The sequence below is a fragment of the Streptomyces sp. NPDC002754 genome (genome assembly GCF_053592315.1).
The window spans coordinates 290,460-307,503 of record NZ_JBSFVM010000006.1 but is presented as its reverse complement, the minus strand read 5'-3'; the positions used below and the strand labels follow the sequence as shown (position 1 = coordinate 307,503).

The 17,044-nt window shown below is 70.7% G+C and carries 19 protein-coding genes; 8 read left to right on the top strand and 11 right to left on the bottom strand.

What is annotated here, in order from left to right:
- Window position 1 precedes the first annotated feature (1 nt).
- Window positions 2-562 carry an arginine repressor gene (locus tag ACWD2L_RS17015; protein WP_351339530.1) on the top strand — a complete coding sequence of 187 codons (561 nt, stop codon included), beginning with the start codon at window positions 2-4 and terminating at the stop codon, window positions 560-562.
- A 111-nt stretch (window positions 563-673) separates the two neighbouring features.
- Here ACWD2L_RS17015 and ACWD2L_RS17010 read toward each other — a convergent pair whose 3' ends face one another.
- The 7 genes from ACWD2L_RS17010 to ACWD2L_RS16980 all read right to left on the bottom strand — a co-directional run bounded on the left by ACWD2L_RS17010 (window position 674) and on the right by ACWD2L_RS16980 (window position 7,474).
- Window positions 674-1,639: a PfkB family carbohydrate kinase gene (locus tag ACWD2L_RS17010; protein WP_351339528.1), complete on the bottom strand. Its 966-nt coding sequence runs from the start codon at window positions 1,637-1,639 to the stop codon at window positions 674-676.
- Complete coding sequence (locus ACWD2L_RS17005; protein ID WP_351339526.1) at window positions 1,636-3,111, bottom strand: purine-cytosine permease family protein; 1,476 nt, start codon at window positions 3,109-3,111, stop codon at window positions 1,636-1,638. The genes ACWD2L_RS17010 and ACWD2L_RS17005 overlap by 4 nt, the downstream gene beginning before the upstream one ends.
- Before the next feature lie 58 nt (window positions 3,112-3,169).
- Complete coding sequence (locus ACWD2L_RS17000; RefSeq protein WP_451190014.1) at window positions 3,170-4,123, bottom strand: ADP-ribosylglycohydrolase family protein; 954 nt, start codon at window positions 4,121-4,123, stop codon at window positions 3,170-3,172.
- Between the two features lie 77 nt (window positions 4,124-4,200).
- Window positions 4,201-4,920, bottom strand: a complete 720-nt coding sequence (locus ACWD2L_RS16995; protein ID WP_451189978.1) for a GntR family transcriptional regulator — start codon at window positions 4,918-4,920, stop codon at window positions 4,201-4,203.
- Window positions 4,921-5,008: 88 nt separating this feature from the next.
- Window positions 5,009-6,046 (bottom strand): bile acid:sodium symporter family protein, encoded by a 1,038-nt coding sequence (locus tag ACWD2L_RS16990; protein ID WP_351342968.1) that lies wholly within the window; start codon window positions 6,044-6,046, stop codon window positions 5,009-5,011.
- Between the two features lie 120 nt (window positions 6,047-6,166).
- The gene (locus tag ACWD2L_RS16985) at window positions 6,167-6,883 is read right to left on the bottom strand and encodes a L,D-transpeptidase family protein (protein WP_351342970.1); all 717 of its coding nucleotides are present in this window, start codon (window positions 6,881-6,883) and stop codon (window positions 6,167-6,169) included.
- A 3-nt stretch (window positions 6,884-6,886) separates the two neighbouring features.
- Window positions 6,887-7,474: a pyridoxamine 5'-phosphate oxidase family protein gene (locus ACWD2L_RS16980; protein ID WP_351342971.1), complete on the bottom strand. Its 588-nt coding sequence runs from the start codon at window positions 7,472-7,474 to the stop codon at window positions 6,887-6,889.
- A gap of 135 nt (window positions 7,475-7,609) precedes the next feature.
- Between ACWD2L_RS16980 and argH the strand changes: the two genes are divergently transcribed.
- Window positions 7,610-9,037 carry an argininosuccinate lyase gene (gene argH / locus ACWD2L_RS16975; protein ID WP_351342973.1) on the top strand — a complete coding sequence of 476 codons (1,428 nt, stop codon included), beginning with the start codon at window positions 7,610-7,612 and terminating at the stop codon, window positions 9,035-9,037.
- A gap of 63 nt (window positions 9,038-9,100) precedes the next feature.
- Here argH and ACWD2L_RS16970 read toward each other — a convergent pair whose 3' ends face one another.
- Window positions 9,101-9,370: a hypothetical protein gene (locus ACWD2L_RS16970; RefSeq protein WP_351342975.1), complete on the bottom strand. Its 270-nt coding sequence runs from the start codon at window positions 9,368-9,370 to the stop codon at window positions 9,101-9,103.
- Between the two features lie 121 nt (window positions 9,371-9,491).
- On the opposite strand from ACWD2L_RS16970, the gene ACWD2L_RS16965 reads away from it, so the two are divergent.
- Together ACWD2L_RS16965 and ACWD2L_RS16960 are read left to right on the top strand one after the other, a co-directional pair.
- Window positions 9,492-10,043, top strand: coding sequence for a TetR/AcrR family transcriptional regulator (locus ACWD2L_RS16965; RefSeq protein WP_351342977.1), 552 nt, complete (start codon window positions 9,492-9,494; stop codon window positions 10,041-10,043).
- The gene (locus tag ACWD2L_RS16960) at window positions 10,040-11,572 is read left to right on the top strand and encodes an MFS transporter (RefSeq protein ID WP_351342979.1); all 1,533 of its coding nucleotides are present in this window, start codon (window positions 10,040-10,042) and stop codon (window positions 11,570-11,572) included. Before ACWD2L_RS16965 ends, ACWD2L_RS16960 begins: the two co-directional genes overlap by 4 nt.
- A gap of 289 nt (window positions 11,573-11,861) precedes the next feature.
- Here ACWD2L_RS16960 and ACWD2L_RS16955 read toward each other — a convergent pair whose 3' ends face one another.
- On the bottom strand, window positions 11,862-12,551 hold the full coding sequence (locus tag ACWD2L_RS16955) for a lysophospholipid acyltransferase family protein (RefSeq protein ID WP_351342981.1): 690 nt from the start codon (window positions 12,549-12,551) through the stop codon (window positions 11,862-11,864).
- Window positions 12,552-12,884: 333 nt separating this feature from the next.
- On the opposite strand from ACWD2L_RS16955, the gene ACWD2L_RS16950 reads away from it, so the two are divergent.
- From ACWD2L_RS16950 to ACWD2L_RS16940, 3 genes are all read left to right on the top strand, one after another.
- A complete protein-coding gene (locus ACWD2L_RS16950) occupies window positions 12,885-14,036 on the top strand; it encodes a glycerophosphodiester phosphodiesterase (RefSeq protein WP_351343003.1) in 1,152 nt (383 codons plus the stop codon).
- 73 nt (window positions 14,037-14,109) lie between these two features.
- A complete protein-coding gene (locus ACWD2L_RS16945) occupies window positions 14,110-14,628 on the top strand; it encodes an RNA polymerase sigma factor (RefSeq protein ID WP_351342983.1) in 519 nt (172 codons plus the stop codon).
- A 39-nt stretch (window positions 14,629-14,667) separates the two neighbouring features.
- The gene (locus ACWD2L_RS16940; protein ID WP_351342985.1) at window positions 14,668-15,171 is read left to right on the top strand and encodes a GNAT family N-acetyltransferase; all 504 of its coding nucleotides are present in this window, start codon (window positions 14,668-14,670) and stop codon (window positions 15,169-15,171) included.
- A 9-nt stretch (window positions 15,172-15,180) separates the two neighbouring features.
- Here ACWD2L_RS16940 and ACWD2L_RS16935 read toward each other — a convergent pair whose 3' ends face one another.
- Together ACWD2L_RS16935 and ACWD2L_RS16930 are read right to left on the bottom strand one after the other, a co-directional pair.
- Window positions 15,181-15,642: a hypothetical protein gene (locus ACWD2L_RS16935; RefSeq protein WP_451189971.1), complete on the bottom strand. Its 462-nt coding sequence runs from the start codon at window positions 15,640-15,642 to the stop codon at window positions 15,181-15,183.
- Window positions 15,623-15,982, bottom strand: coding sequence for a hypothetical protein (locus tag ACWD2L_RS16930; RefSeq protein ID WP_351342986.1), 360 nt, complete (start codon window positions 15,980-15,982; stop codon window positions 15,623-15,625). Before ACWD2L_RS16930 ends, ACWD2L_RS16935 begins: the two co-directional genes overlap by 20 nt.
- 71 nt (window positions 15,983-16,053) lie before the next feature.
- On the opposite strand from ACWD2L_RS16930, the gene ACWD2L_RS16925 reads away from it, so the two are divergent.
- Entirely contained in the window at window positions 16,054-16,704 is a 651-nt protein-coding gene (locus tag ACWD2L_RS16925) for an HAD-IA family hydrolase (protein ID WP_351342988.1), read from the top strand.
- Window positions 16,705-17,044 lie beyond the last annotated feature (340 nt).

The following is a 17,044-nucleotide window of genomic DNA, read 5'->3' as shown; positions in this document are numbered from 1 at the left end:
GATGAGCAGCAAAGCGGAGAGAGACGTGGCCGCGGCCACGCACCTGGCGCACGCCGCGGCGGGCGTGCCGCAGACCCGCGCCGCGCGGCACCGCCGGATAGTGGACATCCTCAACCGTCAGCCGGTTCGCTCCCAGAGCCAGTTGGCGAAGCTGCTGTCCGACGACGGGCTCACGGTCACGCAGGCGACGCTCTCCCGCGACCTGGACGAGCTGGGTGCGGTCAAGATCCGCAACACCGGTGGTGAGCTGATCTACGCCGTGCCCAGTGAGGGCGGCTTCCGCACCCCGCAGGCTCCGCTCGGCGAATCGGCCAAGGAGGAGCGGATGCGCCGCCTGGCCGGCGAGCTGCTCATCTCGGCGGAGGCCTCGGCCAACCTGGTGGTGCTGCGTACGCCCCCGGGCGCGGCCCAGTTCCTCGCCTCCGCGATCGACCAGGCCGAACTGCACGTCATCCTCGGCACGATCGCGGGCGACGACACGGTCATGCTGATCAGCCGCGACCCGGCAGGCGGCCAGTCCCTGGCGAACCACATGCTCCGCCTGGCCCAGAACGACCACTGACCCCCACCCCGCCCCTCAATCGCCGCAGGGGCTATTTATAGCCCCTGCGGCGATTGAGCAGGCCCGTCCGGCAGGACTTTCGGGAAGGGGCGGGGTGGGGGAGAAACGCCCTCAGCCCAGCCCCACCGCCCGCGCCCCATCCGCCCCGAGGAACGCCACCAGCTCACCCACGGTGGGCGCGGTGGCGGGCCCCCGCCGCGTCACCGCAAGCGCCGCCGCCGCATTGGCCCCCCGCGCAGCGTCATACGCCGAAACCCCCCGCCCGAGCAACGCCAGAAACGCCCCGACATGCGCATCCCCCGCGCCATTGCTGTCCACGGCGTCCACCGGAAACCCCGGAACATGCACCACGTCCCCCGAGCCCGGCGCAGCCAACCAGCACCCGTCCTTGTCGGCCCGCACCAACACCCCCGCCCCGTCCCGCAACCGCCCCCGCAAGGCGGCGGCCGCCTCCCGGGGATCACCGCCCCCGGCCATGATCCCGGCCTCGCGCGCATTGCAGCTCAGCCAGTCCGTCCGGGCCAGGACCGGTTCGAGGACCTCGGCCGGAATGTCCGCCACCAGCGGCGCCGGATCGAAACAGACCCGTACGCCATCGGGGAGCCCCGCCACCAGCTGCGCGAGCAACGGCCCGTTGACCTCCATGACAAGGCCGTACCCGGACACCTGCACGAGGTCGCCGCCCCGCACGGCGCCCGCCACCGCAGCCGCCTCGCCCTCCGTCATCCGCGCATCGACTCCGAAACTGGTCACGAACGTCCGCTCGCCGCCGCCGTCGACAAGGGCCACACAGAACCCGGTGTCGCCGTCGGTACGCGCCGGATGCAGTGTCCCGATGCCCTCCGCGGCGAGCGCGGAACGCACCAACTCCCCATAAGGGCCGGTGCCGTGAAGCCCCGCGTACACCGCTTCGGCGCCCAGCCGCCGCGCCGCCGTGAGCGCGTTGAAGCCGCCGCCCGCGTACAACTCCGTACGTGTACCTATGACATCGCCACCCCGCTCCGGCAGGGCGGGCACGTCGATGACGAGATCGGCGATGACGTTCCCGGCGAGAACGACGCGGGAGTCGGCGGTCATCGTGTGGCCTCCTTGAGAGCGGCGGAATCGGTGTCGGGGGAGTCGAGGGTCACCTTCGTGCGGCGCCCGAGCAGCGCGTACAGCACACCGCCCACGACGATCGCGACGAGCCAGCCGAGCCCGTTGACACCGAGCCAGGACCCGGCCAGCGGGCCCTTGAACCACACGTCGTCCGCGCTGGTCGAGGCCGTGGTGAACAGCAGCCCGGCCACGATCGCCACCACCCACGCGACGACGGCGGGCAGATGGAAACCGCCGGTGTACCAATAGCGGCTGGTGCGCCCGGTGTCCATCACACCCTCGGGGTCGTACTGCCGACCGCGGACGCTGTCGACGACGATGACCCCGATCCATGCCGAGATCGGCACGGCGAGCAGCGTCAGGAACGTACTGAACGGGCCGTAGAAGTCGCCCGCGATCAGCATGAAGTAGACGCCGCCGAGGAACATCAGGCCGACATCCACGCAGACCGCCCAGGCCCGCGGCACCCGCAGACCGAGCGTGATCATCGTGAGCCCGGCCGAGTACGTGGACAGGTGATTGGACATCAGCAGTCCGCCGAACGCCGCGATCAGATACGGCACGGCCATCCACGACGGCAGCATCGCGTTGATCGCCGCGACCGGGTCGGACGCGGTCGCGAGCGTCGGATCGCCGGCCGTGAGCAGCGATCCCAGCGAGATCAGCAGCACCAGCGGGATGCCCGCGCCGAACGCGGAGGCCTGTACGAGCCGCCCGCCCGGGATGGACCGCGGCAGGTAACGGGCGTAGTCCGCACCGGCGTTGGCCCAGCCGATGCCGGTGCCCGCGGCGATGAAGCCGATGCCCGCGATGACACCGCTGAGCGGTCCGGCCGGGGCGTCGAGGACCTTCGCCCAGTCGACGGTCGCGACGAGGAAGCCCATCACGACCAGGTTCAGGATCCCGAAGGCCACCGTCGCCCACTTGTTGATCCACATGATCGTGGCGTGCCCGAGCCCGCTGATCAGCAGGGTGCAGGCGATGAAGACCAGCAGACAGATCAGGGTGAGGACGGTGCCCTGGCCGAACCCGAAGAGCGTGTTGAGCAGAGCGAGCAGTGCGTACGCCGCCGTGGTCGTGGTGATCGTCTCCCAGCCGACCCGGCTGAGCCAGCTGATCAGTGTGGGCCCGTGGTTGCCGCGCTGGCCGAACACCGCGCGCGACAGGGTCAGGGCGGGCGCGCCGCCCTTCTTGCCGGCCAGGCTGAGGGCGCCGACGAGCGCGAAGGAGCCCACCGAGCCGACGATCGCGACGATCACGGCCTGCCAGATGTTCAGGCCGCGGAAGGCGACGAGGGTCGCGCCGAGCGGCAGCCCGAGGATCGAGATGTTGGCGGCGAACCACGTCCAGAACATCTGGCTCGCGTGGCCGTGCCGCTCGCTGTCGGGGACCGGTTCGATCCCTCGGGTCTCCACGGTGCCGACGCGGTCGTTCTTCGTTGAATCGGCCATGGCGGAACCTCCTTGCTCTTGCTCGGTGCGGTCGGGGTGCGGACCGCCGGCGGTTGGTTCAGCGGTCGGTTCTGCGGTTGGTTCGGTAGGTGAGCAGCTGCCGGGTCAGCGGCTCCAGGTCGAGCCCGTTGACCTCGCGCAGGGTGCGTACGGCGTCGGCGGGCAGGGCGGTGAGGCCGTGCAGGGAGCCGGCGATCGCGCCGGCCATCGCGGCGATCGTGTCGCTGTCGCCGCCGAGGTTCGCCGCGAGGAGCGTGGCCCGCCACGGGTCGCCGCCGGTCAGCGCGAGCATCGCGAACGCCGCGGGGACCGACTCCTGGCTGGCGACGCTGGTGCCGATGAGCGCGACGACACGGTCGAGTGCCGCGGCCTCGTCGAGGCCCGCGATCAGCTCGCGCACCGAGGCGATCCGCGCCGGGATGCTGGCGCCCGCGATCCAGTTGCCGCGCCGCTCACCGGCCGCGGAGGCGGCGATCGCGGCGTCGAAGACGTCATCGAGGGTGCCGCCCGCGATACCGGTGGAGACCGCCGCGGCGACGGCCGCCGCGCCCGCGATACCGATGTTCGTGTCGTGCGTGACCTGGCAGGACTCGACGACCCGGTCGAGGAAGGTCTCGGTGTCGGCAGGGGCGTAGGAGTAGGCGATGCCGACCGGCGCGACGCGCATCGCGGAGCCGTTCGTCGTGCCGTACTTGCCGGCCTCCTTGGGGTCTGCGCCCCGGTCCACGGCGTCGAGCGCCGCCTTGGTCGAGGGGCCCAGCAGGTCGAACGACCCCTTGGCCTTCATCTCCCGTTCCCAGGACAGGAGTTCCTCGGCGAACCGCAGCGGGTCGACGTGCCCCCCGCCCTCCACGATCAGCCGCGCCACGATGACGGCCTGGTCGGTGTCGTCCGTGACGGACCCGGCGGGCATTCCGGCACTGACCGGGTTGTCGGGCCGCGCGGGCTCGAAGCCGGTCAGGGTGCCGTAGGCGCGGACGACGTCCTCGCGCGACATGACCTGGGTCGGCATGCCGAGCGCGTCGCCGAGCGCGAGCCCGTAGAAGGCACCGGCGGCGCGGTCGAAGAGGGCGGGATCGGGGGTGGTACTCACGGTTGGCCTCCTCGGCCGGTACGTACGTGCAGTTGGAACCGGGACGGGTCGAGCAGGCTCGTGACCTGCTCGACCACGCCCCCGTCCGCGTCGCGGAACACCTGGGCGACGCGGAGGAAGGAATCGCCGGGGGAGCGGCGCAGGGCCGCGGCGTCGGCTTCGTCGAGTCCGGCGACGGCGATGTGCGCGTCACTGGAAGCGCGGACCCGGCCCGCCGCGGCGAGCGTCTGGTCGAGGGAGCCGCCGTCGAGCCCGCGCTCGACCAGATCGGCCAGCGGCCCGACGGCGGGCACCCGGCTGAACTCCAGGGAGACACCGTGCCCGTCGGACAGCCGGCGTACGCGGTCGAGGGCGATGAACTCCGGGTTTTCCAGGCGGAGTTCGGCGGCGAGTGCCGCATCCTGTATCCGCTCGAAGCGCAGCGTCCGCGTCGTCAGCTCGGTGCCCTGCGCCGCCAGCGCCCTGGTCCAGCCGAGATGCTGGTCGAGCGGGGCGCCGTCGAACGTGACGAGCGAGCCGATCCCGGCGTGCGTCTCGATGAGCCCCTGCTCGCCGAGGACGCCGAGGGCCTGCCGCACGGTCGTCCGGCTGACCCCGAACCGCTCCCGCAGCGCGTGCTCACCGGGCAGCTTGCTGCCGTCGGCGTGCACGCCCGTACGGATCTCCTCGGCGAGGACGTGGGCGATGCGATGATGCTTGTGAACCTGTCCAGGCATGTCTAGAAGGTAAGCACGAAGAAGCCGACCTGTCTACACCTGTCCAGTGTCGACTCGGCCGGCTTCTTCGGCGCCCCGGCGTGTGGAGCTACTTCTTCTCCGCGACCCTCGACCGGTGCGACATCCACGCCGCGACCAGCGCGCCCGACACGTTGTGCCAGACCGAGAACACGGCGGCGGGCAGTGCGGCCAGCGGGCTGAAGTGGGCCGTGGCCAGGGAGGCCGCGAGGCCCGAGTTCTGCATGCCGACCTCGAAGGCCATGGCGCGCGACGCGGGCTTGCCGAGCCGGCCGAGCTTGCCCGCGCCATAGCCGAGCGCGAGGCCGAGACCGTTGTGCAGCACCACGGCGACCATGACGAGGGCGGCGGCCGACTTGATGGCGTCGGCGCTGCCCGCCACGACCACGGCCACGATCACGGCGATGGTCAGCGCGGACAGCCACGGCAGGACCTTGAGCAGCCGGTCGACGTACCGGCCGAGCACGAGCCGCACGACCAGGCCCGCGATCACCGGGAGCAGCACGGTCTTCAGGATGTCCGTCATCATCGAGCCGGCGTCCACCGGCAGGTACGCGCCCGCGAGCAGCAGCGTCAGCGGAGGCGTGATCAGCGGCGCGAGCACCGTGGAGACGGTCGCGACAGACACCGAGAGGGCGACGTCGCCGCGCGCGAGATACGTCACGACGTTGGACGCGGTGCCGCTGGGCGCGCAGCCGACGAGGATGACACCGGCCGCCAACTGCGGGGACAGGCCGAGCGCGTGGGCGATCGCCCAGCCGAGCCCCGGCATGATCACGTAGTGCGCGACGAGGCCGAGTCCGACGGCCCAGGGCCGCTGCGCGACGCCCTTGAAGTCCGCGAGGGTCATGGTGAGGCCCATGCAGAACATCACGACGCCCAGCAGGTAGGGCACGTTGGGGCCCCAGTCGGCGAACGTGGCGGGAGAGGCGAGCCCCCACGCGCCCGCGACGAGGACGAGCACGGGGAAGACGGTGACCGCGAGCCGGGCGGCGCGGCCGGTGGCCCCGCTCTCCGCGGCTGCCCCGGCGGCGGTCTCGGCCGTGTCCTCGGCGGCGGGCTCCGCCGCGGGGGAGGTGGGGGACGTCTGTTCGGATTCGCTTCGCACCGGGCGATGCAACGCCTCGGCGGCGAACCCACGCAACCCCGTCTCGTTATGTGGTCCCTACACGAGAGCCGGTACGGGCATAAGTGCCCATATCCGCATACCTATCGGTACCAAGCGATTTCAATACCTGGTGATCGCCGTCGCCCCGCCCGCCGTCCCGATCGCGATGTGCGGCGACCGCTCGGGGTGCGCCCAGGTCAGGATGCGGCGCATGGCGTCCTTCGGTACGGATACGCAGCCGGCCGTGGCCCCGCGCCCGTTGACGTGCAGGAAGATTCCGGCCCCGCGGCCGTGCACGGGGCGGTGGTAGTTGAAGCCGACCACGAGCGCGTGCGCGTACTGCGTCGCGTAGTCGGCGAGGTGCTCGGACTCGGCGGCGCGGCAGTCGCGGGGGCGCGGCTCGGTCCAGCGGTTGTACGAGCGGGACGCGTTGTCCTGGCACCACCAGGAGTCGCCGTGCACGCGCCGGTATGTCGTCGTGGTCCCCGCCGGCGCCGCCTTGACGCCGAACGCGAAGGGCAGGTCGTAGAGGCCGGTCGGCGTCGTGTTGGTGCTCTGCCTGCGCTTGCTCCCCGCCACGAGCCCCTTCGCCCCGAACCGCGCGGGCGCCGAACCGGCCTTCACCCAGCCGCCGTTCGCGCCCCGGTCCCACCAGGTGACGGTGCCGGTGGTCGAGGACGTCCGGGGCGCCTCGGCGGTGATCAGCTGACGGCCGCCGCCCGTGTCCGCCATGCGGGCGGGCAGTGGAGCGGCGGCGGAGACGGAGGCGGAGGGGGCCGCACCGAGGGCGGCACAGGCGGCGACGGCGGTGGCGATACCTGCTCGAAAGGGGCGCATGGGTCAGAACGTAGCGGGCGGCAGCGGCAACGGCAGCCCGGGCAGGCCGTCCAGGCTCTTCGCGATGTACTCCTTCTTCTGGAAGTACGCGTCGAGCCCCGCGTCGTCCTCGCGCTCGAAGCGCCTGCCGTGCAGGTCACGGTCCTCGTCGTACGTCATGAAGGGCACGGCGTAGCCGCAGGTGTCGCGGATGTGCTCGGCGTGCACGACGATGATCGCGCGCAGGCCGTTGCGGGTCGGGTCGATGTCCGGGAAGCGGCCGACCAGCTCGGCGAAGCGCGGGTCGTCGCGGAACACGGGCTCGCCGCGACCGTGCACCCGGACGATGTTCGGCGGGCCCTGGAACGCGCACCACATCAGCGTGATCCGGCCGTTCTCGCGCAGGTGGGCGATGGTCTCCGCGTTGGACCCCGCGAAGTCCAGGTAGGCGACGGTCCGTTCGTCGAGCACGGCGAAGGAACCCTTGAGGCCCTTGGGGGAGAGGTTGACCGTTCCGTCGTCGGAGAGCGGAGCGGTGGCGGTGAAGAACATCGGCTGGTCCTCGATGAACGTGCGCAGCCGACCCTCTATGCGTTCATGACTTTTTCCCATACCGGGATGATGCCGCTGTCGGCGGCCCCTGAGGCACCCGTAAGTGCGATTGACGAAACATGCAGGACCCTGCATAATCATGCACAGCGACAAACGCACCGGCATTCAGATCCACCGGCCCGAGGAGCAGAGCACGTGAGCAGCAACACCGGCGATGTCCGCCTCTGGGGCGGCCGGTTCGCCGACGGCCCGGCCGAGGCCCTGGCGAAACTCTCCGCCTCCGTCCACTTCGACTGGCGCCTCGCCCCCTACGACATCGCGGGCTCCCGTGCCCACGCACGCGTGCTCAACAAGGCGGGACTGCTCACCGAGGACGAGCTGACCCGCATGATCGCCGGCCTCGACCGGCTGGAGACGGACGTCGAGGGCGGCACCTTCGTCGGCACGATCGCCGACGAGGACGTGCACACGGCCCTCGAGCGCGGCCTCCTCGAGCGCCTCGGCCCGGACCTCGGCGGCAAGCTGCGCGCGGGCCGCTCGCGCAACGACCAGGTGGCGACGCTCTTCCGGATGTACCTGCGGGACGAGGCCCGGGCCATCGGCGGCCTGATCGCCGACCTCCAGGAGGCCCTCGTCGGCCTCGCGGATGCGCACGCCGACGTCGCGATGCCGGGTCGTACGCACCTCCAGCACGCCCAGCCGGTGCTCTTCGCCCACCACGTCCTGGCGCACGTCCAGGCCCTGTCCCGGGACGCGGAGCGGCTGCGCCAGTGGGACGAGCGGACGGCGGTCTCGCCGTACGGCTCCGGTGCCCTGGCCGGCAGCAGCCTCGGCCTCGACCCGGAGGCGGTGGCGCGGGACCTCGGCTTCGAGCACGGCAGCTCCGCCAACTCCATCGACGGCACGGCCTCCCGCGACTTCGTCGCCGAGTTCACCTTCATCACCGCGATGATCGGCGTGAACCTCTCGCGGATCGCCGAGGAGGTCATCCTGTGGAACACGAAGGAGTTCTCCTTCGTCACGCTCCACGACGCCTTCTCCACCGGCTCGTCGATCATGCCGCAGAAGAAGAACCCGGACATCGCGGAGCTGGCGCGCGGCAAGTCGGGCCGCCTCATCGGCAACCTCACGGGCCTGATGGCGACGCTCAAGGCGCTGCCGCTCGCGTACAACCGTGACCTCCAGGAGGACAAGGAGCCGGTCTTCGACTCCTGCGACCAACTCCGGCTTCTGCTCCCGGCGTTCACCGGCATGATGGCCACCCTCACGGTCAACCGGGAGCGCATGGAGGAGCTGGCCCCGGCCGGCTTCTCGCTCGCCACGGACATCGCCGAGTGGCTCGTCAAGCAGGGCGTGCCGTTCCGCGTCGCGCACGATGTCGCGGGCGAGTGCGTCAAGGTCGCCGAGGCGGAGGGCAAGGAGCTCGACGGCCTCACGGACGGGCAGTTCGCCAAGATCTCCGAGCACCTCACGCCCGAGGTGCGCACGGTGCTCAACGTTCCGGGCGCCCTGGCCTCCCGCTCGGGCCGCGGGGGCACGGCGCCGAGTGCGGTCGCCGTCCAGCTCGCCGAGGTCAAGCAGGACCTGACGGTGCAGCGCGGCTGGGCCGACGCGAAGAAGTAGCCGCAGCACACGGAGAGGCCCGGTTCGCCCGTAAGGGGTGAACCGGGCCTCTCCGTCTGTATGTCAGCGGCGTGCCCGCGCGCCGCCTCCGTAGCTCGACAGGTCGAGCAGCAGACCGATGAGGATGACGATCCAGCCGATCCCGCGGACGCCGACCACGGGCGCGTACGCGAGGACATAGCCCAGGGTCGTCCACGGCAGCAGGACCAGGCCGATGAGCGGCAGCAGGACACCGCTGAAGGCGCGGTCCACAAGGTTGGTGAACAGCCACGCGATCACCAGGGCCACGCGTGGCCCGATGGCGGCCATCGCCGCGAAGATGCAGCACCCCATGCCGGTACCTCCCGAGAGTCGGACGTCCCGACAGTCGTAGCACCGCGTGGAGGGGGAGACCACTGGAGACGACCGAGCCTCGGGTGAGACAGGAGTGTCTCACCTGAGGTATTCTCGTCTCATGCCAGTCGATCGCGCTCAGGTACTGCACAGCGCCGCCGCCCTGCTGACCCGCAAGTCAACGGCCACCATGGACGAGGTGGCGCGGGCCGCCGGCATCAGTCGCGCGACCCTGCACCGCCAGTTCGCGGGCAGGGACGCGCTGGTCCGCGCGCTGGAGGAGCTCGGCCTCGCCGAGTGCGAAGCGGCGCTCGACCGCGCCGGGCTCGCCGAGGGGCGGGCCGCCGACACGCTGCGCGCCCTCGTCCGCGAACTCGAACCGGCGGCGCCGCTGCTCGCCTTCCTCGTCACGGAGAACCAGCTCTTCGAGGGCGAGCAGCAGAACGCGGGCTGGGCCCGTCTGGACGCCCGCATCGAAGCACTGTTCCGACGCGGGCAGGAGACGGGCGAGTTCCGGATCGATCTGACACCCGCCTGGTTGACCGAGGCGCTCTACGGCCTCATCGGCAGCGGCGCCTGGGCGGTACAGGACGGCCGCGTCGCGGTAAAGGACTTCCAATACATGATCGTCGAGCTGCTGCTCGGCGGCGCACTACGGAGAGTGGAACCATGACCAGCACACCACAGCGCACTCCTGCGGCGGAGGTGGTGGCCTCCCGTCCCGCGCGGTGGCTCGCCCTCTCCGTCCTCGTGCTGGCCGTGCTGCTCGTCGCCGTCGACGCGACCGTCCTCGGCCTCGCGACCCCGTACATCAGCGAGGACCTGAAGCCCTCCGGCACCCAGCTGCTCTGGATCGGCGACGTCTACTCGTTCGTCATCGCCGGACTGCTCGTCTCGATGGGCAGCCTCGGTGACCGCATCGGCCGCAAGAAGCTGCTCCTCGTGGGTGCGGTCGCCTTCGGCACGGTCTCCGTCCTCAACGCGTACGCGACGACGCCCGAGCTGATGATCCTGGCGCGCGCCCTGCTGGGCGTCGCGGGCGCGACCCTCATGCCCTCCACGCTGGCCCTGATCCGCAACATCTTCCACGACCCGCGCGAGCGTTCCCTGGCCATCGGCATCTGGGGCGCCATGGCCTCCGCGGGTGCGGCGGTCGGCCCTGTCGTCGGCGGCTTCCTCCTCGAACACTTCTGGTGGGGCTCGGTCTTCCTGATCAACCTGCCCGTGATGGCGATCCTGGTGGTCGTCGGCGCGAAGCTCATCCCCGAGTCGAAGAACCCGGTGCCGGGGCCGTGGGACCTGCTGAGCGTGGTGCTGTCCCTCGTCGGCATGATCGGTGTCGTCTACTCGGTGAAGGAGGCGGCGGCGCACGGCTTCGGTCTCGCCGTGGCGGCGTCGCCAGTGCTCGGCGTGGCGGCGCTCTTGTGGTTCGTACGCCGCCAACTCACGCTTCAGGCGCCGCTGTTGAACATGCACCTGTTCCGCAACCGCGGCTTCTCGGGCGCGGTCCTCGCCGACCTGCTGACGATTCTGGGCTTGGCCGGGCTGGTCTTCTTCCTCTCCCAGTTCCTGCAACTGGTGCAGGGGCGTGCGCCGTTCGAGGCCGGGCTCGCCGAACTCCCCGCCGCTGTGGGGGCGGTGGCGGCCGGACTGGTCGCCGGTACGGTGGCGCGCCGCTTCTCGGTACGTTCCGTGGTCGCGGGCGGGCTCGCGGCGGTGGGCCTGGCCCTCGCCGCGCTCACGACGCTGAGCCAGTCGACCGGATACCCGCTGCTTGGCGTGGTGCTGCTCGTCGTCGGCGTCGGCGCGGGCTTCTCGTTCACGGTGACGGCCGACGTGATCCTGTCCAGCGTGCCCAAGGAGCAGGCGGGCGCGGCGTCGGCGGTGTCCGAGACGGCGTACGAGCTCGGTACGGCGCTCGGTATCGCGCTGCTCGGCTCGATCGTGACGGGCGTCTACTCGGGGTTCACGGTGCCGGCGGGTACGCCCGAGGATGTCGCGGTGGCTGCGCACGATTCGCTCGGCGGGGCGGTCGAGGCGGCGAGTGGCCTGCCGGCCGGGCAGGGGGACGCGCTTCTCGCCGGGGCGCAGTCGGCCTTCGTGGACGGGCTCCAACTGGCGGCGGGTATCGGAGCGGGGGTGCTGCTGGCCACGTCGGTGGCGGCGTGGTTCCTCCTCCGCGGCCAACACCTGGAACAGTGACCCGTCCCCCGGCCCCGGGGCTCCGCCCCGCGCCCCGCGGGCTCTCGTCCAAAGTGCGGGGCTTGAAAGGCCGGGGCTCCGCCCCGTACCCCGCGCCTCAATCGCCGGCGGGGCTTGATAGGCCCACCCGCCCCTCCGGGGGCGTCGGCCCGGCGCATTTGGAGCCCCTGCGGCGATTGAGCAGCGGGGTCCGGGGCGGAGCCCCGTGAGCGGAGGACGGCGCAGCAGAAGGAAGGCCCGGTCGACCGAAAGAACTCGGTCGGCCGGGCCTACGCACCCGTAAGCGCGGCTACGCCGCCTTCGCCTTCGAGGCGTACATGTCCACGTACTCCTGACCCGAGAGCCGCATCACCTCGGTCATGACCGAGTCCGTCACGGCCCGCAGCACGTACCGGTCGCGCCCCATCCCGTCGTAGCGGGAGAACTCCATCGGCTCACCGAACCGCACGGTCACCTTGCCCGGCCGCGGAATCCCCGACCCCCCGGGCTGCAACTTGTCCGTGCCGATCATGGCGAAGGGGACGACGGGCGCACCCGTCATCAACGTCAGACGGGCGATACCGGTCCGGCCGCGGTACAGGCGGCCGTCGGGGGAGCGCGTGCCCTCGGGATAGATCCCGAAGATGTTGCCCTCCTCCAGGATGCGGCGGCCCGTCATCAGCGCGGCCACACCACCGTTCGCCCCGTCGCGGTCGACCGGGATCATGCCGACCCCGGTGAAGAACCACGCCATGAGGCGGCCCTTGAGGGACTTGCCGGTGACGTACTCGTCCTTGCCGATGAAGAAGACCTGCCGGTCACAGACGAGCGGCAGCAGCATCGAGTCGATGAACGTCAGGTGGTTGCCCGCCAGAATGACGGGACCGTTCCCCGGAATCTTCTCTGCGCCTTCCACACGTAGGCGGAACATCAGGCGCATGATCGGACCGAGCACTGCCTTGATGAGCGCGAAGCGGGACAACGAGCCCTCCGATGTCAAGGAATGAGCAGGGATGGATACCTGTTTTGGACTGAGGAGTCTGTGCAGGTGAGGACGATACTCGCGGACGAGTACCCGTTGCACATCGGGTTCACGGACTGGATACGCGGAGTTGACCGAAGTTCGTGCCCCATTGATGTGCCGGCAACGCCCGGATGCCACGCCGCATCACCCTGACGTTCTGTCCAGGGTCTCCCACTCGCCACTTCCCCACCCATACGATCGATCTCGCTTTGACAGGTGCAAGGCAGTATTTCGTGGGAGGAGTGCTTCATGGGGAACAAGGGGAACGAGAAGTCACAGGCCGCGCAGGGGGCGCAGCAGCCACGGACCATGGCGGCGCTCGGCCGGCGCTCGCTGCTCGGCGCGGCGGCCCTCGGCGCGAGCGCGACGGCACTCGGGGCGGCAGGAACGGCGAGAGCCGCCGACAGAGAGAGTGGCGCGAATAACATGAACAAGGGCCTCGCGGGCCTCCCCGTGCCCACGGTCATCGCGCACCGCGGCACCAGCGGCTACCGGCCGGAGCACACCCTCGGCTCGTACCAGCTGGCGCTCGACATGGGCGCGCACATCATCGAGGCGGGCGACCTCTGCCCGACCAAGGACGGACATCTTGTATGCCGTCACGAACCGGAAATCGGCGGCACGACCGATGTGTCCGCGCACCCCGAGTTCGCCGGCCGCAAGACGACGAAGAGCCTCGACGGGGTGGCCACCACCGGCTGGTTCACCGAGGACTTCACGCTCGCCGAGCTGAAGACGCTGCGGGCCAAGGAGCGCATCCCGGGCACCCGCCAGCACAACACGCTCTACGACGGCCGCTGGGAGATCCCCACCTTCGAGGAGGTCCTGCGCTGGCGCGCCGAGCAGAGCAAGAAGCTCGGCCGCGAGGTCTGGATCTACCCGGAGCTCAAGCACCCCACCTACTTCCGCAAGCAGAACCTCGCCCTGGAGGAGCGCCTCGCCAAGGTGCTGCGGGCGCACGGGCTGCACCGGAAGAACTCGCCCGTCATCATCCAGTCCTTCGAGCCGACGAGCATCGAGCGCATGAACAAGCTGGTCGCCAACCCGCTCGCCGTGCTGCTTTCGACGGCCAACTCCCACCCGTACGACTTCGTGGACATCGGCGACCCGCGCACCGTCGCCGACCTGATCACGCCCAAGGGGCTCGCGGAGATCGCGACGTACGCGAACGGCATCGGCCCGACCCTCGACCTGATCATCCCGAAGGACGCGAACGGCAAGCTGACCCAGCCCACGACCCTGGTCAGGGACGCGCACAAGGCGGGCCTCGTCCTGCACCCCTACACGATGCGCAACGAGAACACCTTCCTGCCCGCCGACTTCAAGAAGGGCACGGACCCGAACGCGTACGGCGACGCGTTCGGCGCCTTCAAGGCGTACTACGAGACCGGTATCGACGGCCTCTTCTCGGACAACTGCGACACGGCGCTCCTCGCCCGCGAGGATTTCGTCAACGGGTGACCCCAGCAAGCCGGTTGGAGTGAGACCCGGCCGCCCCGGCAACCGTCGCCGGGGCGGCCCCGTCCCGCCGTACATGACGTACGACACCGTGATCGAACCCCTGCGTCCCCTCCTCGCGGCCGAGGTCCGAGCCGAACTCCCGGGCACCGCCGGCGACCAGGGCGACCTCGAACAGGCCGTCTGGGTCCGCCTCCTGGAACACCTCGCCGCCCAGGGCGCTCCGGACAACCCCGCCGCCTGGCTCCGCGACGCGGTCGGCGCCGAGGCCCGCCTCCAGCGGAGTACGGCACTGCGCGAGCTGCCGTACGGACTGCGGCCCGCCGCCGACCCGGACGCCGTCGACCCCGAATGCCGCGCGCTCGCCGACGAACGTGACCGGGCGCTGCGCAGCGCGGTACGCCGATTGCCCGGACGCTGCCCACGCCTCATCGCTGCGCTGCTGTCCCCGCACGACCTCACTTACCGTGAGATCGCGGGTGAGTTGGGTATCTCACAGGGCAGCCTTGGGCCGGAACGTTCCAGATGTCTGGGTTGCCTGCGCAGAATCCTGCCCTCCGAGGTTGCGCGCGCGGCCCGTCGGGGAAAAGGGTGAAGGACAACTGGCGAACAGGTGAGCGGGAGGCGTGCACACATGGGCATGAGCGTGACCATCACTGCGGCGACCGAAGCGGATGCCGAGCAGATCCTCAAGCTGCAGTACCTCTGCTACCAGAGCGAGGCACAGCTCTACGGGGACTACTCGATCGAACCGCTCACACAGTCCCTGACCTCGATCAGGGCCGAACTCGACAGCGGCACCGTGCTCGTGGCGCGCCTCGGCGACGAGGTGGTGGCGTCCGTGCGCGGCACCGTCGACACCGACGGCACGGCGCACATCAACAAGCTGATCGTCCACCCGCGTATGCAGCGGCACGGCCTGGGCGGCCGGCTCCTGACCGCCGTGGAGGGCCAGTTGGGCGCCGCGGGCACGGCCAAGCGCTTCCAGTTGTTCACCGGCCACCGCAGCGATCACAACCTGCGCCTGTACCGCCAGCACGGCTACGCGCCCGTGTCGACCGAGCGCGTGGACGAGCGGCTCACGCTGGTGACGCTGGCCAAGGACACCGAGGCGAACGCGTTCGCGGCGAGCGCCTGAGCCGGACGGTCAGCCCTCCGACTGCTGCCGCTGCGGCACACCCTTGCGCAGCCGGTACATCGCGCTCAGCGGCAGCAGGACCGGGATGAACAGATAGCCCACCCCGAAGTCCGACCACACGGTCGCGTCCGGGAACGCGGACGGCTCCACCAGCGTCCACGTACCGACGATCAGCACACCCGCCAACTCCAGGGCGCAGCACACGAACGCGGCCCTGCGCGCCGTCTCCCCGCCGCGCACCAGCGAGTACGTGATGAAGGCGTACACGAGTCCCGCCACCGCCGACAGCGAGTACGCCAGCGGCGCCTTGTCGAACTCGGTGGAGATCTGCACCGCCGAGCGCGACACGGCCCCGACGACCATCACGCCGTAGAGCCACACGAGCAGCATGCCGGGCCCGCTGATGAGACGGCTCCGCTTGGCTTCCTTCTTCGCGGCGGTCACAGCCACCTCAGCCTCCCCAGATGTCAAAGAGCCGGACCTCGAGAACGGCGAGCACGACGCCGCCCGCGGCGACCGTCACCGAACCCCAGCGGGTGCGCTCCGCGAGCGACATGAAGCCCGCCGCCGGCACGCAGGCGAACGCCCCGATCAAATACGCGACGAAGATCGTCGTGCCCTGGTCCGGCTTGTCGCCCCGTGCGAGCGCGACGACCCCGACCACCAGCTGCGCCAGCGCGAGCACCGACACCACGGCCATCCCGATGAAGTGCCAGTCCTTGGTCGGCTGGTCGCGGTACGCGGCGAACCCGCACCAGGCCGCGAGCGCCAACGCGGCGAGACCCGTCACCAGGGTCAGGGCATCAAGCATGGCCGTGAGCCTATTACGGGCCAAAAGACCTGATGCGCTCGACCCCAGGGTCACCCGTACCCTCGGGTTACATGAAGATCACCGCTGACGCCCTGCTGTTCGACAACGACGGAACCCTGCTCTCGTCGATGGAGTCGGTGTACCGCTGCTGGACCCGCTGGGCCGAGGAGTACGGGATCACCGCCGAGGCCTTCGCCGCCGTTGAGCTGCACGGCCGCCCCGCCGCCGAGATCGCCGCCGATCTGCTGCCCGCCGAGAAGGTCCCGGGCGCCGTCGCCCGCATCGAGGAACTCGAGGTCGAGGACGTGCCCAATGGCGGCACCCACGTCCTGCCCGGCACGCTCGACCTGCTCACGTCGCTCCCCGACGAGCGCTGGGCCGTCGTCACCTCCGCCACCCGCCGGCTTGCCGAGGCGCGGCTCGCGGCCGTCGGGATCAAGACGCCGCTGCTGATCGCCGCGGACGACATCACGCACGGCAAGCCCAACCCCGAGCCGTTCCTGCTCGCCGCGGGGAAGCTGGGCGTGGACCCGGAGCGCTGCGTCGTCTTCGAGGACGCCCCGGCTGGTCTCACCGCGGGCCGCGTCGGCGGCATGAAGACCGTGGCGTTGACCACAACGCACGAGGCGGACGAGCTCTCCGCGGACGTCGTGGTGAAGGACCTCTCCGCGGTGTCCGCGCAGGTCACGGACGCGGGCGTGGAGATCACCGCCGCGCTCTGACCCGCCTTGAACGATCGGCCCCTGCTGTCCGGATACCGGACGGCGGGGGCCTCTCGCGTCCTCACGTCTGCTTTACTTGCCGACATGACCACGACGAGCAGCCGCACCCTTGCGACCGAGGCGACGATGACGCCCGGTACTGCTTGTATGTGTCGAATGTGCGCCTTCTGAGGGCCCCACGACGCCTGCTCTCGCGCCCCGAAGCGAGACCCGCGCGCCCTGTTCCGTAGGGAGTGACTCCGCAGGGAGAAACCGTCCGCCTACGTGACCGGGCCCGCCCCGCGCACAGCTTCTCCTCACGGGTTCATCCGCCTCTGCGAGACCTGTCGCGCGCCCGGAA